This is a genomic window from Alistipes sp. i18-0019-D1 (assembly GCF_042852885.1).
GTDB lineage: Bacteria > Bacteroidota > Bacteroidia > Bacteroidales > Rikenellaceae > Alistipes.
Genome location: NZ_AP031424.1, coordinates 928,283 through 944,741, shown reverse-complemented (window position 1 = coordinate 944,741; position 16,459 = coordinate 928,283). Strand labels below are relative to the sequence as shown.

The following is a 16,459-nucleotide window of genomic DNA, read 5'->3' as shown; positions in this document are numbered from 1 at the left end:
TGTTTACAGGGTCGTCAGCCGGAGGTTGCGCCAGAGCACCTTGATGCCGCCGCCGTCGTGAATCTGCAGGGCGATGCGTCCCTGCGCCGCTCCGATTTTGGCGTCGGTGAGGTCCACCATCTCTTCGCCGTTGAGCCACGTCTGCACGCGGTCGCCCTGGACCTTGAGCCGCAACGTGTTCCACTGGCCCTCCTTGAGGATCGACTCCTTCTCGTCGGGAATCTTCGCCAGCCAGCCGCGGCCGTAGGACTCGTAGATGCCCGCCGTGTCGTGGTTCTTCGGAGCCACTTCGCACTGCCAGCCGTGGACCTTCACGGGCGGCTCGACGAACGAGCGGAAGAAGACGCCCGAGTTGCCGTTGGCCAGCTGTTTGAACTCCACCGTCAGGTCGAAATCATCGTAGTATTCGCGCGTGGCGAGGTAGCCGTATTTCTTGTCGGGACCGCTCTCGCAGACCAGCAGGCCGTCCTTGTCGACATACCATTTCTCGGTTCCGTAGGCTTCCCATCCCGAGAGGTCGCGGCCGTTGAAGAGTTCGGCCTCGCGGCCGGCCTTGCGGGGCAGTTCCTTGATTTTCAGGTTGCGGAACGAAGCGGGGTAGCCGTGGTCCTGGAGGCACAGCACGCCGCGGTGCGCCAGTCCGTATTCGGGAGCCGTCTCCCACTTGCCGCTGTTCTTGCGGGCGAACCAGTCGTCGGTCCAGGCTTCGAATTCGAGGATCTTGCGGCCGTTGAGCCAATGCTCCACGTGGCCGTTGTCGCACACGATGCGCGACGAGTTCCACTCCCCCTGCGGATTCACGAACAGCGAATCAGCATTCGGCAGGTGCATGGCGTAGTCTACGCCCAGCTTCTGCCACTCTTCGAGCCGGGTCGGGGCGTTGGTCGCCTCCCAGCCTTCGTTGTCGATCAGCTGGTACTCCGGCCCGGTGACGTAGGGAACCTTGAAATAGGGATTCTCGACCACGTGGTAGAGCATGCCGCTGTTGCCGCCGTAGGAGAGCTTCCAGTCCCAGTCGAGGATGAAGTTCTCATACTGCTTTTTGGTGACGATGTATCCCGACAGGTCGCTCCCGTCGCCTTTGGCCTGGATGCAGCCGTCCACGACGTGCCAGGGCATCGTCAGCGAGTCTCCGTTGAAGTCTTTCCATTGGTCGAGGCTTTTGCCGTCGAAGAGCAACTGCCAGCCGTCGGCGATTTCGGCCTGGGTGAGGGTGTTGTGCTTGGGGCAGCAGGAGCAGAGGCTGGCTGCGAGGAGTCCCGCCCCGAACAGGGTGCGGAACAGATTACGGCTTGGGTTCGGTTTCATGAGTTCAATATTAGAGGTTTCTTGGTTGGCGGTTGTCGCGTACGAAAATCACCCGGTTCGTTTCCTTTACAAAACGGGAAGTTTCGTTTTGCAAAGGAAGGGGATTCCGAATGCTTTCGTGAATTTTTACAAAAGTAATTATTTTAACGCAGCAAACGAACGCCGAAAGCATAAAAAAATGTCACAGTGATATAAATTTGTGACATTTTCCTGGTTACGGGCCGCGCCGGGCGGTTACATGCGGAGTCCGGCGGCCGCAGGTTCCGGAACGGCGGCTTCCTGCTCCACGCCGATGGTGCGTGTTTCGTTCCCGCAGGTGACGGTCAGCGTGGCTTTGCGCGGAGCGCCCGTTTCGTTGGTCGTGTAGGTCATCGTGATCTCGCGGGGACCGGCCGCCTCCGCGGGCGTCACGGTCATCCAGCCGGGAATCCCGGTCAGCGTCCATGCGCCGGGGGCCGATACGATCATGCGCTGCATGCCTTCCTGTTGGGAGAAGGTCCATTGGGCCGTCGATACGGCGAAATCGGGGCGTTTCGCTTCGTCGTCGTCGCATCCCGTTACGGACAGTGCGGCCAGGCCGACGAGTATTGAACAGAGCAGTTTTTTCATCTCTTTATCTTGTTGTTTGGCGTGTGACAATCGATTAATAGCCCGGGTTCTGCACCAGGTTGGGGTTCTTGTTGATCTGGCTCATGGGAATGGCCAGCCAGTAGCTCTTCGGCGATTCGAAAACGCGGACGCGGCCTCCCTGGTTGGCCGGGATCACCTGGTAGAAATCCTCCTGGGTCTTTCCGTCGCGGTTCCACGAGCGGGGTTCCTTGTTCATCACCTCGGGAGCCTCCTTCCAGCGGCGCAGGTCGTGGAAACGGCGTCCTTCGAACAGGAACTCGATCGAACGCTCCTGGTGCAGCACCTTGCGCAGTTCCTCGCCCGAGGGAATGCCGCCCACCAGCGCCCACGAATCCTGGAAGCGGGGCAGTCCGCAGCGTTTGCGCACCCGGTTGAGGTATTCGAGGCTCTGGCTGCTCAGCGACCCGTTGTATTCGAAGTCCGCTTCGGCGTAGTTGTAGAACAGCTCCGGAAGCCGCAGGTAGGGATAGGCGTATTTGCGGTAGTTGTAGGAGTTCTTCGACTGGTTGTAGGAGCTCGATTTGTGAATCCATTTCTGGCAGAGGTAGCCCGTGCAGCTCTGGTATTCGTCGGTCTCCTTGAGCGTCGAGCCGTGCAGTTCGCCGCCGCGGAGCTGGAGCGTGAGGATCTTGTCGTCGACCTCGAACGTGCCGCGGTCGAAACCGATCGAGGCGTAGAAGCGGGGTTCGCGGTTGCGGTGCAGGCGGGCGGTGTTGTCGCCCGGGGCGACGCTGTAGAGGTCTTCGTCCTTGGTCAGCGGGTCGACGTCGAGCGGCAGCCCGTTCTTGGTGTAGTACATCTCGACGGCCTCCATCGTCGGCACGAGGGTCGTTTTCCAGCCTTTCGACATGTTGCCCTTGATCGAGCGCGGTCCGCCGTAACGCTGCAAGGCCTGGATGCCGCTCTGCGCGCCTTTGGCCAGGATGAATTCGGCTCCGTTCCAGGTCTCTTCGACGAAGGCGTCGTGGTAGTTCTTGCGGCCGCGTTCGTCGTCGGGCAGGCTCGAATCGGCCGAGGCGTAGAGATCGTATTTCGGCTTGTTCGTGTCGGGATTGATCTCGTCCGCCAGAGCGATCGCCGCCGCTGCCGCGTCCAGCGCCCGCTTCCACTTCTCCGGGTCGTAGGTCGTGTTCATCAGGGGCGTGCCGTCGGGGTTGTTGAATCCGATGTAGTCGGCGTTGCCGTTGACCAGCGGCGAGGCGGCGTAGAGCAGCAGGCGGGCCTTGTAGCTGAGCGCGGCCATTTTCGTGGGAAGACCCAGTTCGGACTCGCCGACCACGTCGGGCAGCAGCCCGGCAGCCCTGTCGTAACACTCGGCGATGTACTTCACGCACTCGTCGTAAGGCGTCCGCGGAGTGAGGATCTCCGATTCGGGCGCGTCGATGGGGATGAACTTCTTGACCAGTACGATCGGTCCGTAGTATTCGAGCAGGCACTGGTGGTAATATCCTACGAGGAACCACGCCTCGCCCGCGTAACGGTCGGCGTTTTCCTGCGAGACTGCGGGAACTTTGTAGATGTTGTCCAGCAGGTAGAAACAGTAGCGGATGCCGCGGTAGATATCGTAGTTCGTGCCGCCGCTGGTGCAGTTCGGGGCCCAGCGGCCGAAATAGGTCAGGTTGGCGTTCTCCTCGCCGTAGAGCAGGCTCTTGCTCGAAAAATAGTAGGTCGTGCCGCGGGCTCCGGTGATGAAGTCGTCGCCGGCGAACTGGTCGGGCGACCAGTCGTACCCGATCAGATTGGGCATGTAGGTCTGCATGTAGTAGCGGTAGTTCTCGGCCTGCTCCTCCGTTTTCCAGATGTCCTCTTCGGAGGCTTTGCCTTCGGGCACGACGTCGAGGTAGGAGCAGGAGCATAGCAGCAGCAGTGAAAGTGCGAAGATTATCTTTTTCATGGTCTTTTGCTGTGTGTTGGGTTAGAAATTGAACTGGAATCCGAGGTTGTACGTCCGCTGGAGCGGGTATCCCAGGCCGTTGCCCGAACCCTTCTCGGGGTCCCAGTACTTGAACGGGGCGAAGGTCAGCAGGTTGGTTCCCGAGACGTAGACGCGCATTTTCTTGTAGGTGTAGCCGATCTCGGCGGTCTTCAGGCGCAGCATCTTGCCGTTGCGCACGTAGAGCGTGCTGGCCTTGGTGTTGTTGTTGTTCCACAGCGGCGACAGGCGCGGGTAGAGAGCCTTGGGATTGGGGTCGTCCTCGCTCCAGTGCTCGTCGGCGATCCACTGCATCAGTCCCGAACCGGGCGTCGCGGCTGTCGCGAAGGGGTGGTAGTTGTACATGATGATCGACACCTTGCCCTGTCCTTGTAAGAAGGCCGAACAGTCGAATCCCTTGTACTTGAGCGAGAATCCGAATCCGTAGATGATCTCCGGGACGGTCGGGTTGCCCGTCCAGCACATGTCGTTGTCGTCGATGATCTCGTCGCCGTTCAGGTCGCGGTATTTCACGTCGCCCGGGCGGATGGGGTAGGTCGTGGCGTAGATGTCCTGCGAGGGCGAGGAGGCGATGTCTTCCTCGTCCCTGAAAAGCCCTTCGGCGATCAGGCATTGGATCGAGTTGATCGGGTGTCCGGCCTTGTACTGGTAGGCCCATTTGTATTTGGGTTCGTCCATTTCCACGATCTCGTTGTGGGCGTAGGTGAACGTTCCGCGGAGCGAGAGGATCAGGTCCTTCGAGAAGGCCTTGTTGTAGTCGACCGATATGTCGACTCCGTGGTTGTCGACCTTGCCGATGTTGGCCCACGGCGTGATGCCCGACATGCCGAAGGTCGAAGGCAGCGACGTGCGCTGCATGAAGATTCCCGAGCGCTTCTCCTTGAACCAGTCGAAGATGATGTTCAGGCTGTCGAACAGGCCGATCTCCACGCCGATGTCGAGTTTGCGGCTCTCCTCCCACGTGGCGTTGGGGTTGCCGTAGACGGAGAGGATGGGACCGTACTTACGCTCGAAGTTGTTGCCGATATAGACGTCGTAGCCCTGTCCCATGTCGACGGTCGTGAGGTAGGGGAAGCGGTCGCTGTAATCCGACGAAATCACGTCGTTGCCGACCAGTCCGTACGAGGCGCGAAGTTTGAACAGGCTGACCTGCTCCTTGATACCCTTCCAGAACGGCTCGTTCGAAACCACCCAGCCCACGGCCACCGACGGGAAGAATCCGAAACGTTTGCCTGCGGCGAAATTTTCCGAACCGTTGTAGCCGAAGTTGGCTTCGAACAGGTAGCGTTTGTCGAATCCGTAGGTGACGCGCCCGGCGAGTCCCTGCTGGCGGTAGGGCAGCGCGGCGTACTCCTGCTCGTCCGAGATGTTCATGTTACGCTCCTTCTGCAGGTAGACGATCGTCGCTCCCACGTCGTGTTTGCCGAACGTGCGGGTGTAGTCGATCTTTGCCTGGAACGCCAGCTCGCGGTAACCGTCCTTGCCGCGCGTCGTGCCCAGGTAGGTGGTTCCCGTGTTGGTCGAGTTGCTGGTGTAGCTGTAATTGCCCGCCTCGTCGACATCGTAGTCGGTCAGCTGGTACATGAACGGCGTGAACGAGCGGTAGACGGCCGAGTAGACGCGGTTGTAGAAGGTCGCCATGCCCGTTGCGCTCAGGCCCTTGGTGATGAAGTCGAGGTTCTGGTTGACGGTCAGCGCCGAGGTGAAGTGGCCGCGGAACTGGTCGCCGTAGCCGCGGCACAGCTGGGCGTAGGGGTTGGTGAAGAAGCCGCTGTTCCAGGCGTTGTTCGTGCCGAAGCGTACGAACGTGTCCGAGTCCTCGCCGGGCAGCGTCGCGGGGAATTCGCAGGGCATGCCGGTCATGGCGTAGGCGAAGAGGTCCGAGACGCTCTGGATCGGGGCGTGGCGGTAGTGCAGCTGTGTGTTCATCTTCAGCGACACGCGGGTGGTCTTGGTGGCGTCGGCCGAGACATTGGCCTGGAACAGGTATTTCTGCGCGTTGATGTTGGTGTCGAATTTCGAGGCCTCGGGCTTGCGCATGATGCCGTTCTCGTTGTAGACCGAAGCGTTGAGGAAGTAGTCGATCTTCTTGGCGCCGCCCGTCATGTTGAAGTTGAAGTTCTGGTTGAAGGTGCAGTCCTTGAACAGCATGTCGTACCAGTCGACGTTGGGGTAGACGTAAGGATCGAGTCCCAGTTTGGTTCCCAGGATCTTCTCGTTGCTGTAATAGGGTTTCTCGCCGCGCGTGGTGCGGGCCTCGTTGAAGGTCTCCATGTAGGTGATGCCGTCGGCGACCTTCGGAACGCGGGTCGGGGCCGAGGCGCCGAACTCGGCGCGCAGGTTGATGGTCATCTTCTCCGAGTCGCGGCCGTTTTTCGTGGTGATGATCATCACGCCGTTGGCTCCGCGCGAACCGTAGAGGGCCGTGGCCGTGGCGTCCTTGAGCACCGAGAACGACTCGATGGTTTCGGGCGGGATGTTGTTGAGCATCTGGTTGGTGATCTCCACGCCGTCGAGGATCAGCAGCGGTGACTGTCCCGATCCGAAGGTCGAGATTCCGCGGATCCAGAAGCTTGCGCCGTCGGCGCCCGGCTCGCCCGATTTCTGCACGGCGATCACGCCGGCGATCTTGCCGCTGAACGAGGTCGAGAGGTTGCTCGACGAGGTTTGCAGGTCGCTCGGCTTGACCGACTGCACGGCGCCCACGAGCGACTCCTTCTTCTGCACGCCGAAGCCGACCACCACCACGTCTTCGAGTTTGTTCGAAGCGTCGGCCAGCGTGATGAGTTTGAAGAGATGGATGTCCCGGACGGAGATTTTTTTGGTGTCGTAGCCCAGGAACGAAACGGTGACCGTTTTGGCCGAAGCGGGCACGGTCAGCTTGTAGTTGCCGCCGGCGTCGGTGGTCGTGCCGACGTTCGTGCCTTCAACGTAGATGTTGGCCCCGACGATGGGCTGGTTGTCGGTCGAGGAGATGACCGTGCCGGAGACGGTCAGTTCCCCGTTCGGGGCCGCCGGAGCGGAGACCGGCGAACGCCGGGAGATGGTGACCAGTTTCCCCCCCCCTTTAACGGTATAGCGCAGCGATTTGTCGAGCACCGTGTCGAGGACGGTCCGGAGCGTTGCGTCCTTGAATGTCGCCGTGACCGGACTGCTGACGTCGACGTCCTCGTTCTCGAAGAGGATCGAGTAGCCGGTTTGCCGCTCCACCTCCTCCAGCACCGTTTTCAGCGGAACGCTCCGGAAGGCTTTGGTGACGGTTTGCGCGTTGAGTGCGGCTGCCAGCAGCAGGCACGGGATCAACGCTGCAATCTTCTTGAATAGGAGATTTACATGCATAGGTTTTAAGATTTAGGTTTGTTTGGAAAGAAGTTTTTCAGGGTTTGGTTTTTCGGGGGCGGCTGTCGACGCGGTAGCCGCAGGTGTCGCGTCTGACGCTGATCGGCAGGATGTCGCACAGCCCGCTCATGATCGATTCGATGTCCTGCGCCTCGGTGAGCGATATGCGGAAGGTCTTGTCGTCGAACGCGTCGGTGCAGAGTTCGATCTTCACGTCGTACTCGCGGGCGAGCCGCCGGAGCAGGGCCGGGAGGGAGATCGCATCGTAGCGGATGATGCCGTCGATCCAGCTGCGGAACTGGTCGGTGTCGACCTGCCTGCGCGACGCCTCCATCGTCCGGCAGTCGTAGGTGATCAGGTCGCCCGGAACCATCGTTTCCGCGCTGCGTGACGATTCGAATTGCAGCGAACCTTCCATCAGAGCGGCCAGCACGTCGGGATCGTCGTCGTAGGCCGAGATGTTGAATTTAGTGCCCAGTACGGTGAACGTGCAGCCCCGGGCCTGCACCCGGAAGGGGAGGTCGGCGTTGCGGGCCACCTCGAAGTAGGCTTCGCCCGAAAGGCCGATGTCGCGTGACGAACGGTTGAAATCCGACCGGTAGCTCAGGGTCGATCCGGCGTTGAGCCACACCTGGCTGCCGTCGGGCAGCGATATGCGGCTGTTGGTTCCCTGGGGAGCCTGTACGGAGAACAGCTGCACGGGGGCTTCGGTGTGTATGAAATACCGGGTGGTGAAGGTCGAGACCAGGATGAGTACGGCTGCTGCGGCCGAGAACCGAAGCCAGCGGCGGCGGGCACGGATCCGGTTTTCGCGCCGTTCTATTTTCTCGTTGAGCAGGGCGAGCGAACGGAGTACGTCGGCCGGCGGCATGTGCCGTTGTTTCCACTCCTGTTCCCATTCGCGCATCCGGGCGGCGTTTTCCGGCGAGGCGGCGAGGAATCCGAAGAGTTCGCACTCTTCTTCGGGGGCGATGTGTCCTTCGAAATAGCGGACGGCGAGTTCTTTCAGGCTTTCGTTCATGGGGGCGGTTGTTGTACGCATACATAAATACAACAACCGGGGCGGATTTTACCCCCCCCCCGGTTCCGGAAAAAATCCGCATATTTTTTGAAATTCGCGCCTGGAAGGCTTCAGGACGGCTGGTTCATCAGCCAGGCGAGGATCAGTATTTGCAGGTAAACGGATTGTTCGCGTTCGAGTGCCTCGGCGAAGATGCGCAGGGCGCGCTGGATGTGCCGCTCGACCGTATGCAGGGAGATGTGGAGCCGTTCGGCGATTTCCCGGTTCTTCAACCCCTGGAACCGGGAGAGGAGAAACACTTCGCGGCAGCGTTCGGGCAGCGAATCCATGATGCGCTGTATCTGCTGTTCCAACTCCTGGTACAGGTAGGGATGCCCGTTCTCGGCGAAGGAGAAATCGTAGTTGTAAAGACGCTCCTCCCCGACTTTCGCCCGGGCCAGGTAGCTGACCGTATATTTGTCGACGATGCTTTTGTGCTTCAGGTAGTTGAGACAGCGGTTGCGGGTCATGGCGAACAGCAGCATGCGGGCTTCTTCGGTGTCGAGGGGAGCCTGCCGGTCCCACAGCGCCATGAAGCAGTCGTGAACCAGGTCCTGCGCCTCGATGGGATTGTTGACGAACCGTAGCGCGTAGGCCGTCAGCCGGGGTTGGCAGTCGATGTAGAGCCGTTCGAAATCATACCGTTTGGATTCGCTGTGCATTTGTCGGGTCCGTCCTGATGCTTTTTTGTTTCGAGCGGTTTCAGTCGCTTTTCGGGCGTGAAACCGGAGCAAATATAACAAAAAAAGTAAAAAAATGCCGCAGACGCTCTAAAAACATCTGCGGCATCGGTTGTGTTTCGGGTCCGGCGCCGGCTACTTGTAAAGCCCGGCGACGGTGAAGTCGAGGATCTTGCCGAATCCGTCGAACACCAGCGCGTTCGGCTGGTCGAGCTGTCCGCTGCCGAAGTTGACCTGCGGCACGACGTGTATCTTGTCGTTCATGTCGTCCTTCGAGGTGACCACCGTCACCGCGCGGGCGTTCCATGCCAGCGAGGCGTTGCTCGGAAGGGTCGACGAACCGTCGTAGTTCTCCATGGCGTAGTAGCCCTGCAGGTAGAGACGGGCCTGGGTGATGTGCTCGCCCGCCGGGGCCGTGAAGACGGGCGCCGGGTCGAAATTGACGCTGCCCGTCGTGAAGATCACCTTGTAGACGGCGCTGCGGGTGGCGATGTAGAGGATCGGGTCGAGGCGCGAGAAGACGAAGCTCACGGCTTCGGCGATGACGGCGTTGGCCTCCGCGGGGATTTCGTAGATCAGCTTGGCGGTGGGTGCGCCGGCCGAAGCGGAGTAGTTGCCGAAGGTGTAGAGCGCGTGGTTGCCGTCGGCTTTCTGCATCAGCAGGGTATGGGTGGCGTTGTCGATGCTGATGCCGCCCGCGATGCACCGCAGGCCGGGGGCGTTCCCCGGGTCGAAGGGCGACGAGGCCACGCTGCCGCAGGCATAGAACGTCTGGTTGTAGCCGTAGCAGAACTTGCCCTGTTCCCGGTCGTAGAAGATCGTGCTGGGTCTGCGGGCGCTGCCCGGGGCCGAGTGGGCCGAAACGACGCCGTTGTCGACGGTCATGGTCTCGGTCCCGCTGACGGGCGTCGAGATGCGTCCGCGGCTGAGCAGCGTTTCGTAGATGTCGCCGTCGTTGAGGATCATCGTGCACTGGTAAGTGTTGAGCAGGCTCCGGACGTCGAGCTTTCCGGGCAGGTAGACGAACGCCTCCTCCTTGTGGCCCAGGATTTCGTAATAGTCGGTCTCCACGCGCATCAGGTCGTCGCCGGTCGACACCCAGAGGATGTTTTTCTTGTCGGTTTTGTCGTAGGTGTAGAGCATGTGGGTGACCGCCGACGGGAACGGACCGCCGTTGCGCCGGCTGACCAGCTCCTTTTCGACGGTTCCCTGCTCCGCGCCCGAGTAGGTCTCGGTCAGCTGCGGGTGCATGATCAGTCCCAGGTCCGAGGTGGTTCCGTCCTTGGTGTAGGCCACCACAAGCCCTTCGTTGTATTGGGCCGTCACGATGAGCGTCCACTTGTACTGGTACTTCAGGTCGTGGGCGGTGTCGGTGACCGTCAGCAGGAACAGGTAGCCCTTCGAGGAGATCGGCAGGTCGATCACTTCGTGGAACTCGCGCGTCGTGGCGAGCGAAATCGCCTCCGAGTCGTTGTCGGTCTGGCTCACGGTCCATTCGTAGGCGAGTTCCTCGGGATTCTCCCTGCCGTCTTTGGTGATGCGGATGCCCGTGATGTCGAGCCGCGCGTTGTGCACCACCGTCAGTTGCGAGGCGATGGCTTCCGGCACTTCGATCTCCACGGGCGGGATATGGGTGGTCTGCAACGTGCTTTTGTCGTCGTAGCACGACGCGGTGAGCAGGCCCCAGCCTGCCAGCAACAGATATAGGGTGTGTTTTCTCATGGTCGTTGGTTGTTTACTTGGTGCGGATCGTTACCTCCCGGCCCTTCATGGAGCCTGATTCGTGGATGCGCTTTCGGCCGGGGTTGGCGGCCTTCCATTCGTCGTACCAGGCCTGCGCCCTGGCGCGCCAGGCGTCGATGTAGTAGCTGTAATCGGGTCCCCAGTCGGGGAACACCTCCCAGCCGAAGATGTCCAGCAGCAGTTGGTGGCCCGCCTGGCTGTAGGCGTCCGGCGACGAGTTGCCCGATGCGATCTCCGATTCGATGAAGGCGTTGTAGGTGGACCACTGCTTGTTCGTCGTGGGCCGCGGCAGCATGTTGTGCCACGAGACGTTGGCTTTCAGGTAGCGGTCCGGTCCCACCCGGAGGTCGGGCGAATCGGTCAGGCAGAGTGTCAGTTCGCGCTGCTGTGTGTCCAGGTCGGCCGATTTGGCGACCTCGATGCGGATGGCGCCGTAGGTCTTCCCGGCCGGAACCTCCGCGCCGAGGATTTCGTATTGCCCGGGCTGTGCCGTGGTTCCCTCTTCGAGGACGAGGACGCCGATTTGCCGGTCGGAGCCGGAGGCCCCGCCGATGAGTTTCACCGGGACCTCGATCACTGCCTCGGCGGCCCCTTCGGGCTGCTGCTTGAAGGTCATCGAGGCGTAGAACGTGCTGTCGGAATTCGAGTATCCGGGATATTCGGCCGTTTCGTTGGGTGCGGCTCCCGGGAAGCAGACCCTTCCCTGCGACATGTCGTAGCGTGTCGGGTCGTCCTTTTCGCAGCCGGCCGTCGTCGCCGCGGCCAGCAGTATGCAGATCAGTTTTTTCATTCTTCTCAACAATTAATCGTTCGACTTACTGTACGCGTCCCGACTGTATTTCGAAATCGGGGTAGGGCAGCATGTAGACGGCGTCGTCGATGACCTTGCTGCCGCTCATCACGTCGCTCTGGCGGGGCAGCTTCTCGTAGCCCAGCCGTTTGTAGAAATAGAAGACCACGCCTTCGCAGATGAACTCCTTGCGGTACTCCTTTTCGAGCTGGGCCATCAGGCCCGCCTCGTCGAGGTTCGCATCCAGTTCGTCGTAGACCGCGCGGGCCTTGCGCACCTCCTGCAACAGGCTGCGGGCTTCGCCGAGGTCCTTGTCCGGACCGGAGATGCGGCACTCGGCGGCGATGTAGTACATCTCCGGCAAGCGGATCAGCGGCATCAGGTCCTTGTAAAGGTAGTCGGCGCCCGTCGAGGTCTGCTGATATAGCTTCGAAGGGGTCTTGGTCCCCTCAGGCCAGTAGTCGGTGTTGTGGTAGAGCTGTTTGTAGCGGCAGTCGGAGATGCCGGCGCCCTTGATTTCGAAAAGATCGTCGGCAATCGAGTTCTTGATGCACAGCGTGTAGTACTGGCGGTCGTTCGAATTGTATTCGCGGTTGAGGTTGCCTGCGATTTTCCTGGCCATGTCCGTGACGCCGAGCGCGAAGATATGCTCGCTCGGGAAACACATCTCGGTCGTGGGGGCCTTGGCCGCGTCGGTGAACGTGCGCAGCGTCAGCCCGCCGGCGATTCCGACCGATGCCGGGTCGCCGATCACTTCGAGGGCGGCCTGCAGTGCGGTGTGCCTGTTCTCGTCGCTGCCTTCCCACATGCAGACGCGCGCCAGCAGGGCCTTGACGGCGAAGTAGTTCAGGTGCATCTGGCGGTAATCGTAGAATTTGTCGACGTTGGCTTCGGTATAGATGCTCTCGGGATACCTGGCCCGGACGGGGTCGATCTCCAGCAGGCGCGCGGCCTCCGTGAGGTCGGCGATCATGCGGCGGAGCGTCTCGGCGTAGGTCAGCTGCGGCGCCGCGTCCTTGTCGACGCTCGTCAGGTAGGGGATCGTGTGACGGCTCTCCAGGTCGGTGCGTCCGGCCAGGTCGCTGCACCCGAACAGGCGCATCAGGTCGAAATGGACGTAGGCCCTCACGGCGAGCAGCTCGCCCTTGATGATGCGGTAGTTGATTGTGTCGAGTTCGTCCTTCCTGCGGTCGATGTAGTCGAGGGCGTCGTTGGCGTTGGTGATCACCGAGTAGGATTTCTCCCAGACCTTTTCGATCACGGCCGTGGATTTCGTGGTTTTGTAGTTGTACCGGTCGAGGTCGTAGTCGTCTGCGGCGGCGTTCTTGCGGGCGTCGTACTGGCGTCCCAGCATTTCGACCATGTGCCACGTCAGGTTCTCGCCGTAGAGGTCGGCTTCGCCCATGGCGAGGTAGCAGCCGATGAGCGTCTGCTGGAAACCTTCGGCCGAGGAATAGTGGTCCTCGGCGCGGATTTCCGACGGGGGTGTCACGTCGAGCCAGTTCTCGCACGAAACGGCTGCGAGGGCTGCGGCGGACAGAAGGAGGTATTTGATGCTGTTTTTCATGGCTTCGGTGGTTTGCGTTAGAAGGTTCCGGTCAGCTGGAACGACATGCTTCGTGCGAAGGGATAGGTCGTGCCGCGTTCGATGCGGATCGACGAGAGCGTGGCGATGTTGTTCATGTAAAAGGCCAGTTTGAGCCGCTTGAGGCGGATTTTGCTGATCAGCCGCGGGTTGAACTCGTAGTAGAGGCTCAGCGACGAGAATGTCAGTTCGTCGTTGTCCTGCACGAAGCGCGTCGTGGCTCGGGTCTTTTCGTCGTGCTGCTTGCCGTTTTCGTCGGTGTAGGAGCCCAGTTTCTTGAACATGGCGTTCTGACCCGGAGTCTGCCAGCGGCCGTAGAGCACGCGGCGGTCGACGTTGTAGTGGATGTCGACGTTCTCGACCTTGTTGACCAGCGTGGTGTTGTACCTCTGTCCGCCGCCGAGGAAGGTGCAGGTGGCGCTTAACCCGAAGCCCTTGTACTCGGCCGCGAAGCCGAAGTTGCCGCGGTACTTGGGGTCGCTGATGCCGGCCACGACCTGATCCTGCGCGTCGTATTCGTAGGTCAGCGAGCCGTCCTTCCTGACGTAGATTTCCTGGCCCGTGGTGGGGTCGATGCCCAGCGACGGCACGGCCCAGATGGCGTTCATCGGCATTCCGTCCTGGTAGATCAGCACGGGCGTCGAGTTGCCCTTGTCCTGCGCCTGGGCCATCATCTTTTCGTTATAGGTCTTGAGGCTTTCGGAGAGGCTGATGATGGTGTTCTTGTTGTAGGCGATCGAGCCGAAGAGGCTGAAAAAACCCTGCTTGCCCTGCCAGAGCGTGTAGCTCAGCTTGGCCTCGATGCCGCGGTTGCGGACCTTGCCCAGGTTGTCCTTCACGGTGTCGAAACCCGTGGAGGTGGGGATCGCCACGTCGGTGAGCATGTTCTCGGTCACCGAGTTGTAGTAGTCGAAGGCGATCGTGGCGCGGTGGATCATGATGTCGGCGCCCACGTTGTAGTCCATGCGCTGTTCCCACTTGAGGGCGGGGTTGGGCATCTTCGAGAGGTAGGCGCCCGTCTGTCCGTGGTAGGTGGCCCCGGTATAGTAGAGATAGGTGGCCAGCACTTCGTTGGTGTCGTAGTTCTGGTTGCCCGTCAGTCCGGCCGAGGCGCGGATCTTGAACTCCTTGAGAAGGTCCTGGCCGCGCAGGAAGGGTTCGTTGTGGAGGTTCCACGCCACGCCGGCGCTCCATGCCGACGACCAGCGGTTGTCCGCGCCGTAGAGCGACGAGGCGCTTTCGCGGAACGTGAGGTCGACGTTGTAACGGTCGTCGTAGCTGTACGACGCGGTTCCCAGGAAGCTGATTTCGCGCGTGATCGACGAGATTCCGACGGGCTTTTTGTCCTGGGCGTACTGCCGGGCGAAGGTGATGTCGGCCGTCTGGCTGTTGGGGAATCCCTCGGCGTAGTGCTGGTAGGCGCTGTACGTGTTTTCGGCGATCCGGCCCCCGGCGTTGACGTAGAGGTAGTGCTTGCCCCAGTTTTTGGCGTAGTTGGCGTAGACTTCGCCCGAAATGTCGCTGCTCTTGCCGTTGTCGAGCTGGTAGGAGCCTTTGCGCAGCAGCATGCTCGTGCTTTTGTAGGCCGAGGTGGCGAATTTCGAGTGTTTGGCCGGATAGAATTCGTCGGCGTCGCTGCGCTTTACGGCGATGCCGAGGCGGGCGGTGAGTTTCAGCGCCTCGGTGGCCTGCCATTCGGCGTAGAAGTTGTCCGTCACGCTGGTGTAGGTCTCGCGGTCGAGGGTTCCGAGCGTGGCGTCGTACATCGGGTTGGCCACCTCGTCGTAGGCCCAGCGGGTGATCTGGCCCGTCTGGGGATCGACGGCGCTCCAGTAGGGATTCATCCTGGCGTAGTCCCCGAAATCGCCCCACGGCGAGTTTTCGCTCTTGGTGTTGCTGACGCTCAAGATGTTGCGGAACAGGAAGTTCTTCTTGCGGTACGAAACGTTCACGTCGCCCGAGAGCACCGTGCGCTCCGAACCCTTCATCACGCCCGCCACGTTGTTGTACGAGAAGTCGATCATCGCCCGCAGCTTGCGGCTGTCGCCCAGTTCGACCGAGAGGGTGTGTTTGTGGCCGACTCCCGTGCGCAGGGGTTTTGCGAGCCAGTAGGTGTCCAGCCCGCCGAGCACCTGCGCTTTGAGTGCGTTGTAGCGTTTGGTGAGGTCCACCTGCGTCTGGGGGTTCGCCGAGGTGTAGACACCCTCGATGCGTTCGGCTTCGAGTTTCTCCCAGGCGTTGCAGAGGTTGTAGCTTGTCAGGTCGGGCATCGACACCTCGATGCTTCCGGTGTAGGTCACCAGCTCCTGATTGCCGGCCAGGCGTTTGGTCTCGATGACGATGACGCCGTTGGCGGCCTTCGAGCCGTAGAGGGCCTTGGCCGCGGCGTCCTTGAGTATGGTGATGCTTTCGATGCGGGTCATGTCCATGTCCATCACCTTCTCGGCCGTGGTTTCGAACCCGTCGAGGATGAACAGCGGCTGGTTGGGCCGGTTCTGGTAGTTGCCCTTGATATTCACGCCCGTGGATTCCGAGGGAAAGGTGGTGATGCCGCGCAGCTGCATGTCCGGCAGCGTGTTGGGGTCGGAACCCATCAGTGTGTTGTCCATGATGTAGAGCGACGGTTCGATGTTTTTCAGGCTCTCGAAGACGTTGCGGTTGCTCACGCGGGCCAGCTGGCTCGACGTGATGGTCGTGGCCGAACCCGTGTAGCTCTCCTTCTTGCGGGTGAAGATACCGGTCACCACGACGTTCTCGATCTCCTGCTCGTCCTGCACCAGTCTGACCAGTCTGGTCTGTGCCGAGGGAAGCGTTTGCGAGACGTAGCCGATGTAAGAGAAGATCAGGTTGTCGCGGCCCTCGGGCATGCGGATCGAGAATCCGCCGTCGGAACCCGACACGACTCCCGAGCCGGTCCCCTGGACCAGGATGTTCACGCCCACGAGCGGCGCACCGGCCGTATCCGTCACGCGTCCGCTGACGATCTTGTCCGGAGCTTTCTGCGGGGCGGCCTTATGGCCCTCCCCCTGGCTTCGGGGGCGGATCACGATGGTGTCGTCGTCGATCGAGCATTCGAGCCGCGTGCCGCGCAGCGCTTCGTCGAGCACTTCGCGCACCGGGGCGTCGGCCTTGCTGAAGGAGATGCCTCCGATCCCCCGCACGGCGTCGCTATTATAAAGGATGTAATATCCCGTCTGCTGTTTGATCCGTTGGAGGACTTCGGCCAGCGACGCGTTGCGGAACGATACGGAGATGCGTTCCCTGCGTTGCTGGTGGGCTTCGCTCGCCGTCGCCTGCCGGGGCACGCCCCAGGCGGAAATCGCCAGCAGCCACACGCACACGGCGAACCATGGCCTCCGGTGTGATACTGATAGGTAAAGTTTCCTCATAA

At 61.0% G+C, this 16,459-nt stretch carries 10 protein-coding genes; all 10 read right to left on the bottom strand.

Annotated elements, in window-relative coordinates:
* Positions 1–3: 3 nt before the first annotated feature.
* The 10 genes from ACGHP5_RS03850 to ACGHP5_RS03805 all read right to left on the bottom strand — a co-directional run bounded on the left by ACGHP5_RS03850 (position 4) and on the right by ACGHP5_RS03805 (position 16,457).
* The gene (locus ACGHP5_RS03850; protein WP_290533232.1) at positions 4–1,308 is read right to left on the bottom strand and encodes a DUF1080 domain-containing protein; all 1,305 of its coding nucleotides are present in this window, start codon (positions 1,306–1,308) and stop codon (positions 4–6) included.
* Positions 1,309–1,542: 234 nt separating this feature from the next.
* Entirely contained in the window at positions 1,543–1,917 is a 375-nt protein-coding gene (locus ACGHP5_RS03845) for a BACON domain-containing protein (protein ID WP_337772308.1), read from the bottom strand.
* Between the two features lie 34 nt (positions 1,918–1,951).
* Entirely contained in the window at positions 1,952–3,832 is a 1,881-nt protein-coding gene (locus tag ACGHP5_RS03840; protein ID WP_390568086.1) for a RagB/SusD family nutrient uptake outer membrane protein, read from the bottom strand.
* 21 nt (positions 3,833–3,853) lie between these two features.
* A complete protein-coding gene (locus tag ACGHP5_RS03835) occupies positions 3,854–7,210 on the bottom strand; it encodes a SusC/RagA family TonB-linked outer membrane protein (RefSeq protein ID WP_390568084.1) in 3,357 nt (1,118 codons plus the stop codon).
* A gap of 37 nt (positions 7,211–7,247) precedes the next feature.
* Positions 7,248–8,231 carry a FecR family protein gene (locus ACGHP5_RS03830; RefSeq protein WP_295903997.1) on the bottom strand — a complete coding sequence of 328 codons (984 nt, stop codon included), beginning with the start codon at positions 8,229–8,231 and terminating at the stop codon, positions 7,248–7,250.
* A 110-nt stretch (positions 8,232–8,341) separates the two neighbouring features.
* Positions 8,342–8,932, bottom strand: a complete 591-nt coding sequence (locus tag ACGHP5_RS03825; protein ID WP_290533227.1) for an RNA polymerase sigma-70 factor — start codon at positions 8,930–8,932, stop codon at positions 8,342–8,344.
* 153 nt (positions 8,933–9,085) lie between these two features.
* The gene (locus ACGHP5_RS03820) at positions 9,086–10,672 is read right to left on the bottom strand and encodes a PKD-like family lipoprotein (protein WP_390568082.1); all 1,587 of its coding nucleotides are present in this window, start codon (positions 10,670–10,672) and stop codon (positions 9,086–9,088) included.
* 13 nt (positions 10,673–10,685) lie between these two features.
* Positions 10,686–11,483, bottom strand: coding sequence for a DUF4843 domain-containing protein (locus ACGHP5_RS03815; RefSeq protein WP_337756224.1), 798 nt, complete (start codon positions 11,481–11,483; stop codon positions 10,686–10,688).
* 25 nt (positions 11,484–11,508) lie between these two features.
* Positions 11,509–13,050 carry a RagB/SusD family nutrient uptake outer membrane protein gene (locus ACGHP5_RS03810; protein ID WP_295904004.1) on the bottom strand — a complete coding sequence of 514 codons (1,542 nt, stop codon included), beginning with the start codon at positions 13,048–13,050 and terminating at the stop codon, positions 11,509–11,511.
* Between the two features lie 17 nt (positions 13,051–13,067).
* On the bottom strand, positions 13,068–16,457 hold the full coding sequence (locus tag ACGHP5_RS03805; protein WP_290533223.1) for a SusC/RagA family TonB-linked outer membrane protein: 3,390 nt from the start codon (positions 16,455–16,457) through the stop codon (positions 13,068–13,070).
* Positions 16,458–16,459 lie beyond the last annotated feature (2 nt).

Coding starts and splice junctions, on each gene's coding strand:
- ACGHP5_RS03810 (WP_295904004.1), bottom strand. CDS start 13,050: ATGAAAAACAGCATCAAATACCTCCTTCTGTCCGCCGCAGCCCTCGCA.
- ACGHP5_RS03835 (WP_390568084.1), bottom strand. CDS start 7,210: ATGCATGTAAATCTCCTATTCAAGAAGATTGCAGCGTTGATCCCGTGC.
- ACGHP5_RS03820 (WP_390568082.1), bottom strand. CDS start 10,672: ATGAGAAAACACACCCTATATCTGTTGCTGGCAGGCTGGGGCCTGCTC.
- ACGHP5_RS03805 (WP_290533223.1), bottom strand. CDS start 16,457: ATGAGGAAACTTTACCTATCAGTATCACACCGGAGGCCATGGTTCGCC.
- ACGHP5_RS03830 (WP_295903997.1), bottom strand. CDS start 8,231: ATGAACGAAAGCCTGAAAGAACTCGCCGTCCGCTATTTCGAAGGACAC.
- ACGHP5_RS03850 (WP_290533232.1), bottom strand. CDS start 1,308: ATGAAACCGAACCCAAGCCGTAATCTGTTCCGCACCCTGTTCGGGGCG.
- ACGHP5_RS03840 (WP_390568086.1), bottom strand. CDS start 3,832: ATGAAAAAGATAATCTTCGCACTTTCACTGCTGCTGCTATGCTCCTGC.
- ACGHP5_RS03845 (WP_337772308.1), bottom strand. CDS start 1,917: ATGAAAAAACTGCTCTGTTCAATACTCGTCGGCCTGGCCGCACTGTCC.
- ACGHP5_RS03825 (WP_290533227.1), bottom strand. CDS start 8,932: ATGCACAGCGAATCCAAACGGTATGATTTCGAACGGCTCTACATCGAC.
- ACGHP5_RS03815 (WP_337756224.1), bottom strand. CDS start 11,483: ATGAAAAAACTGATCTGCATACTGCTGGCCGCGGCGACGACGGCCGGC.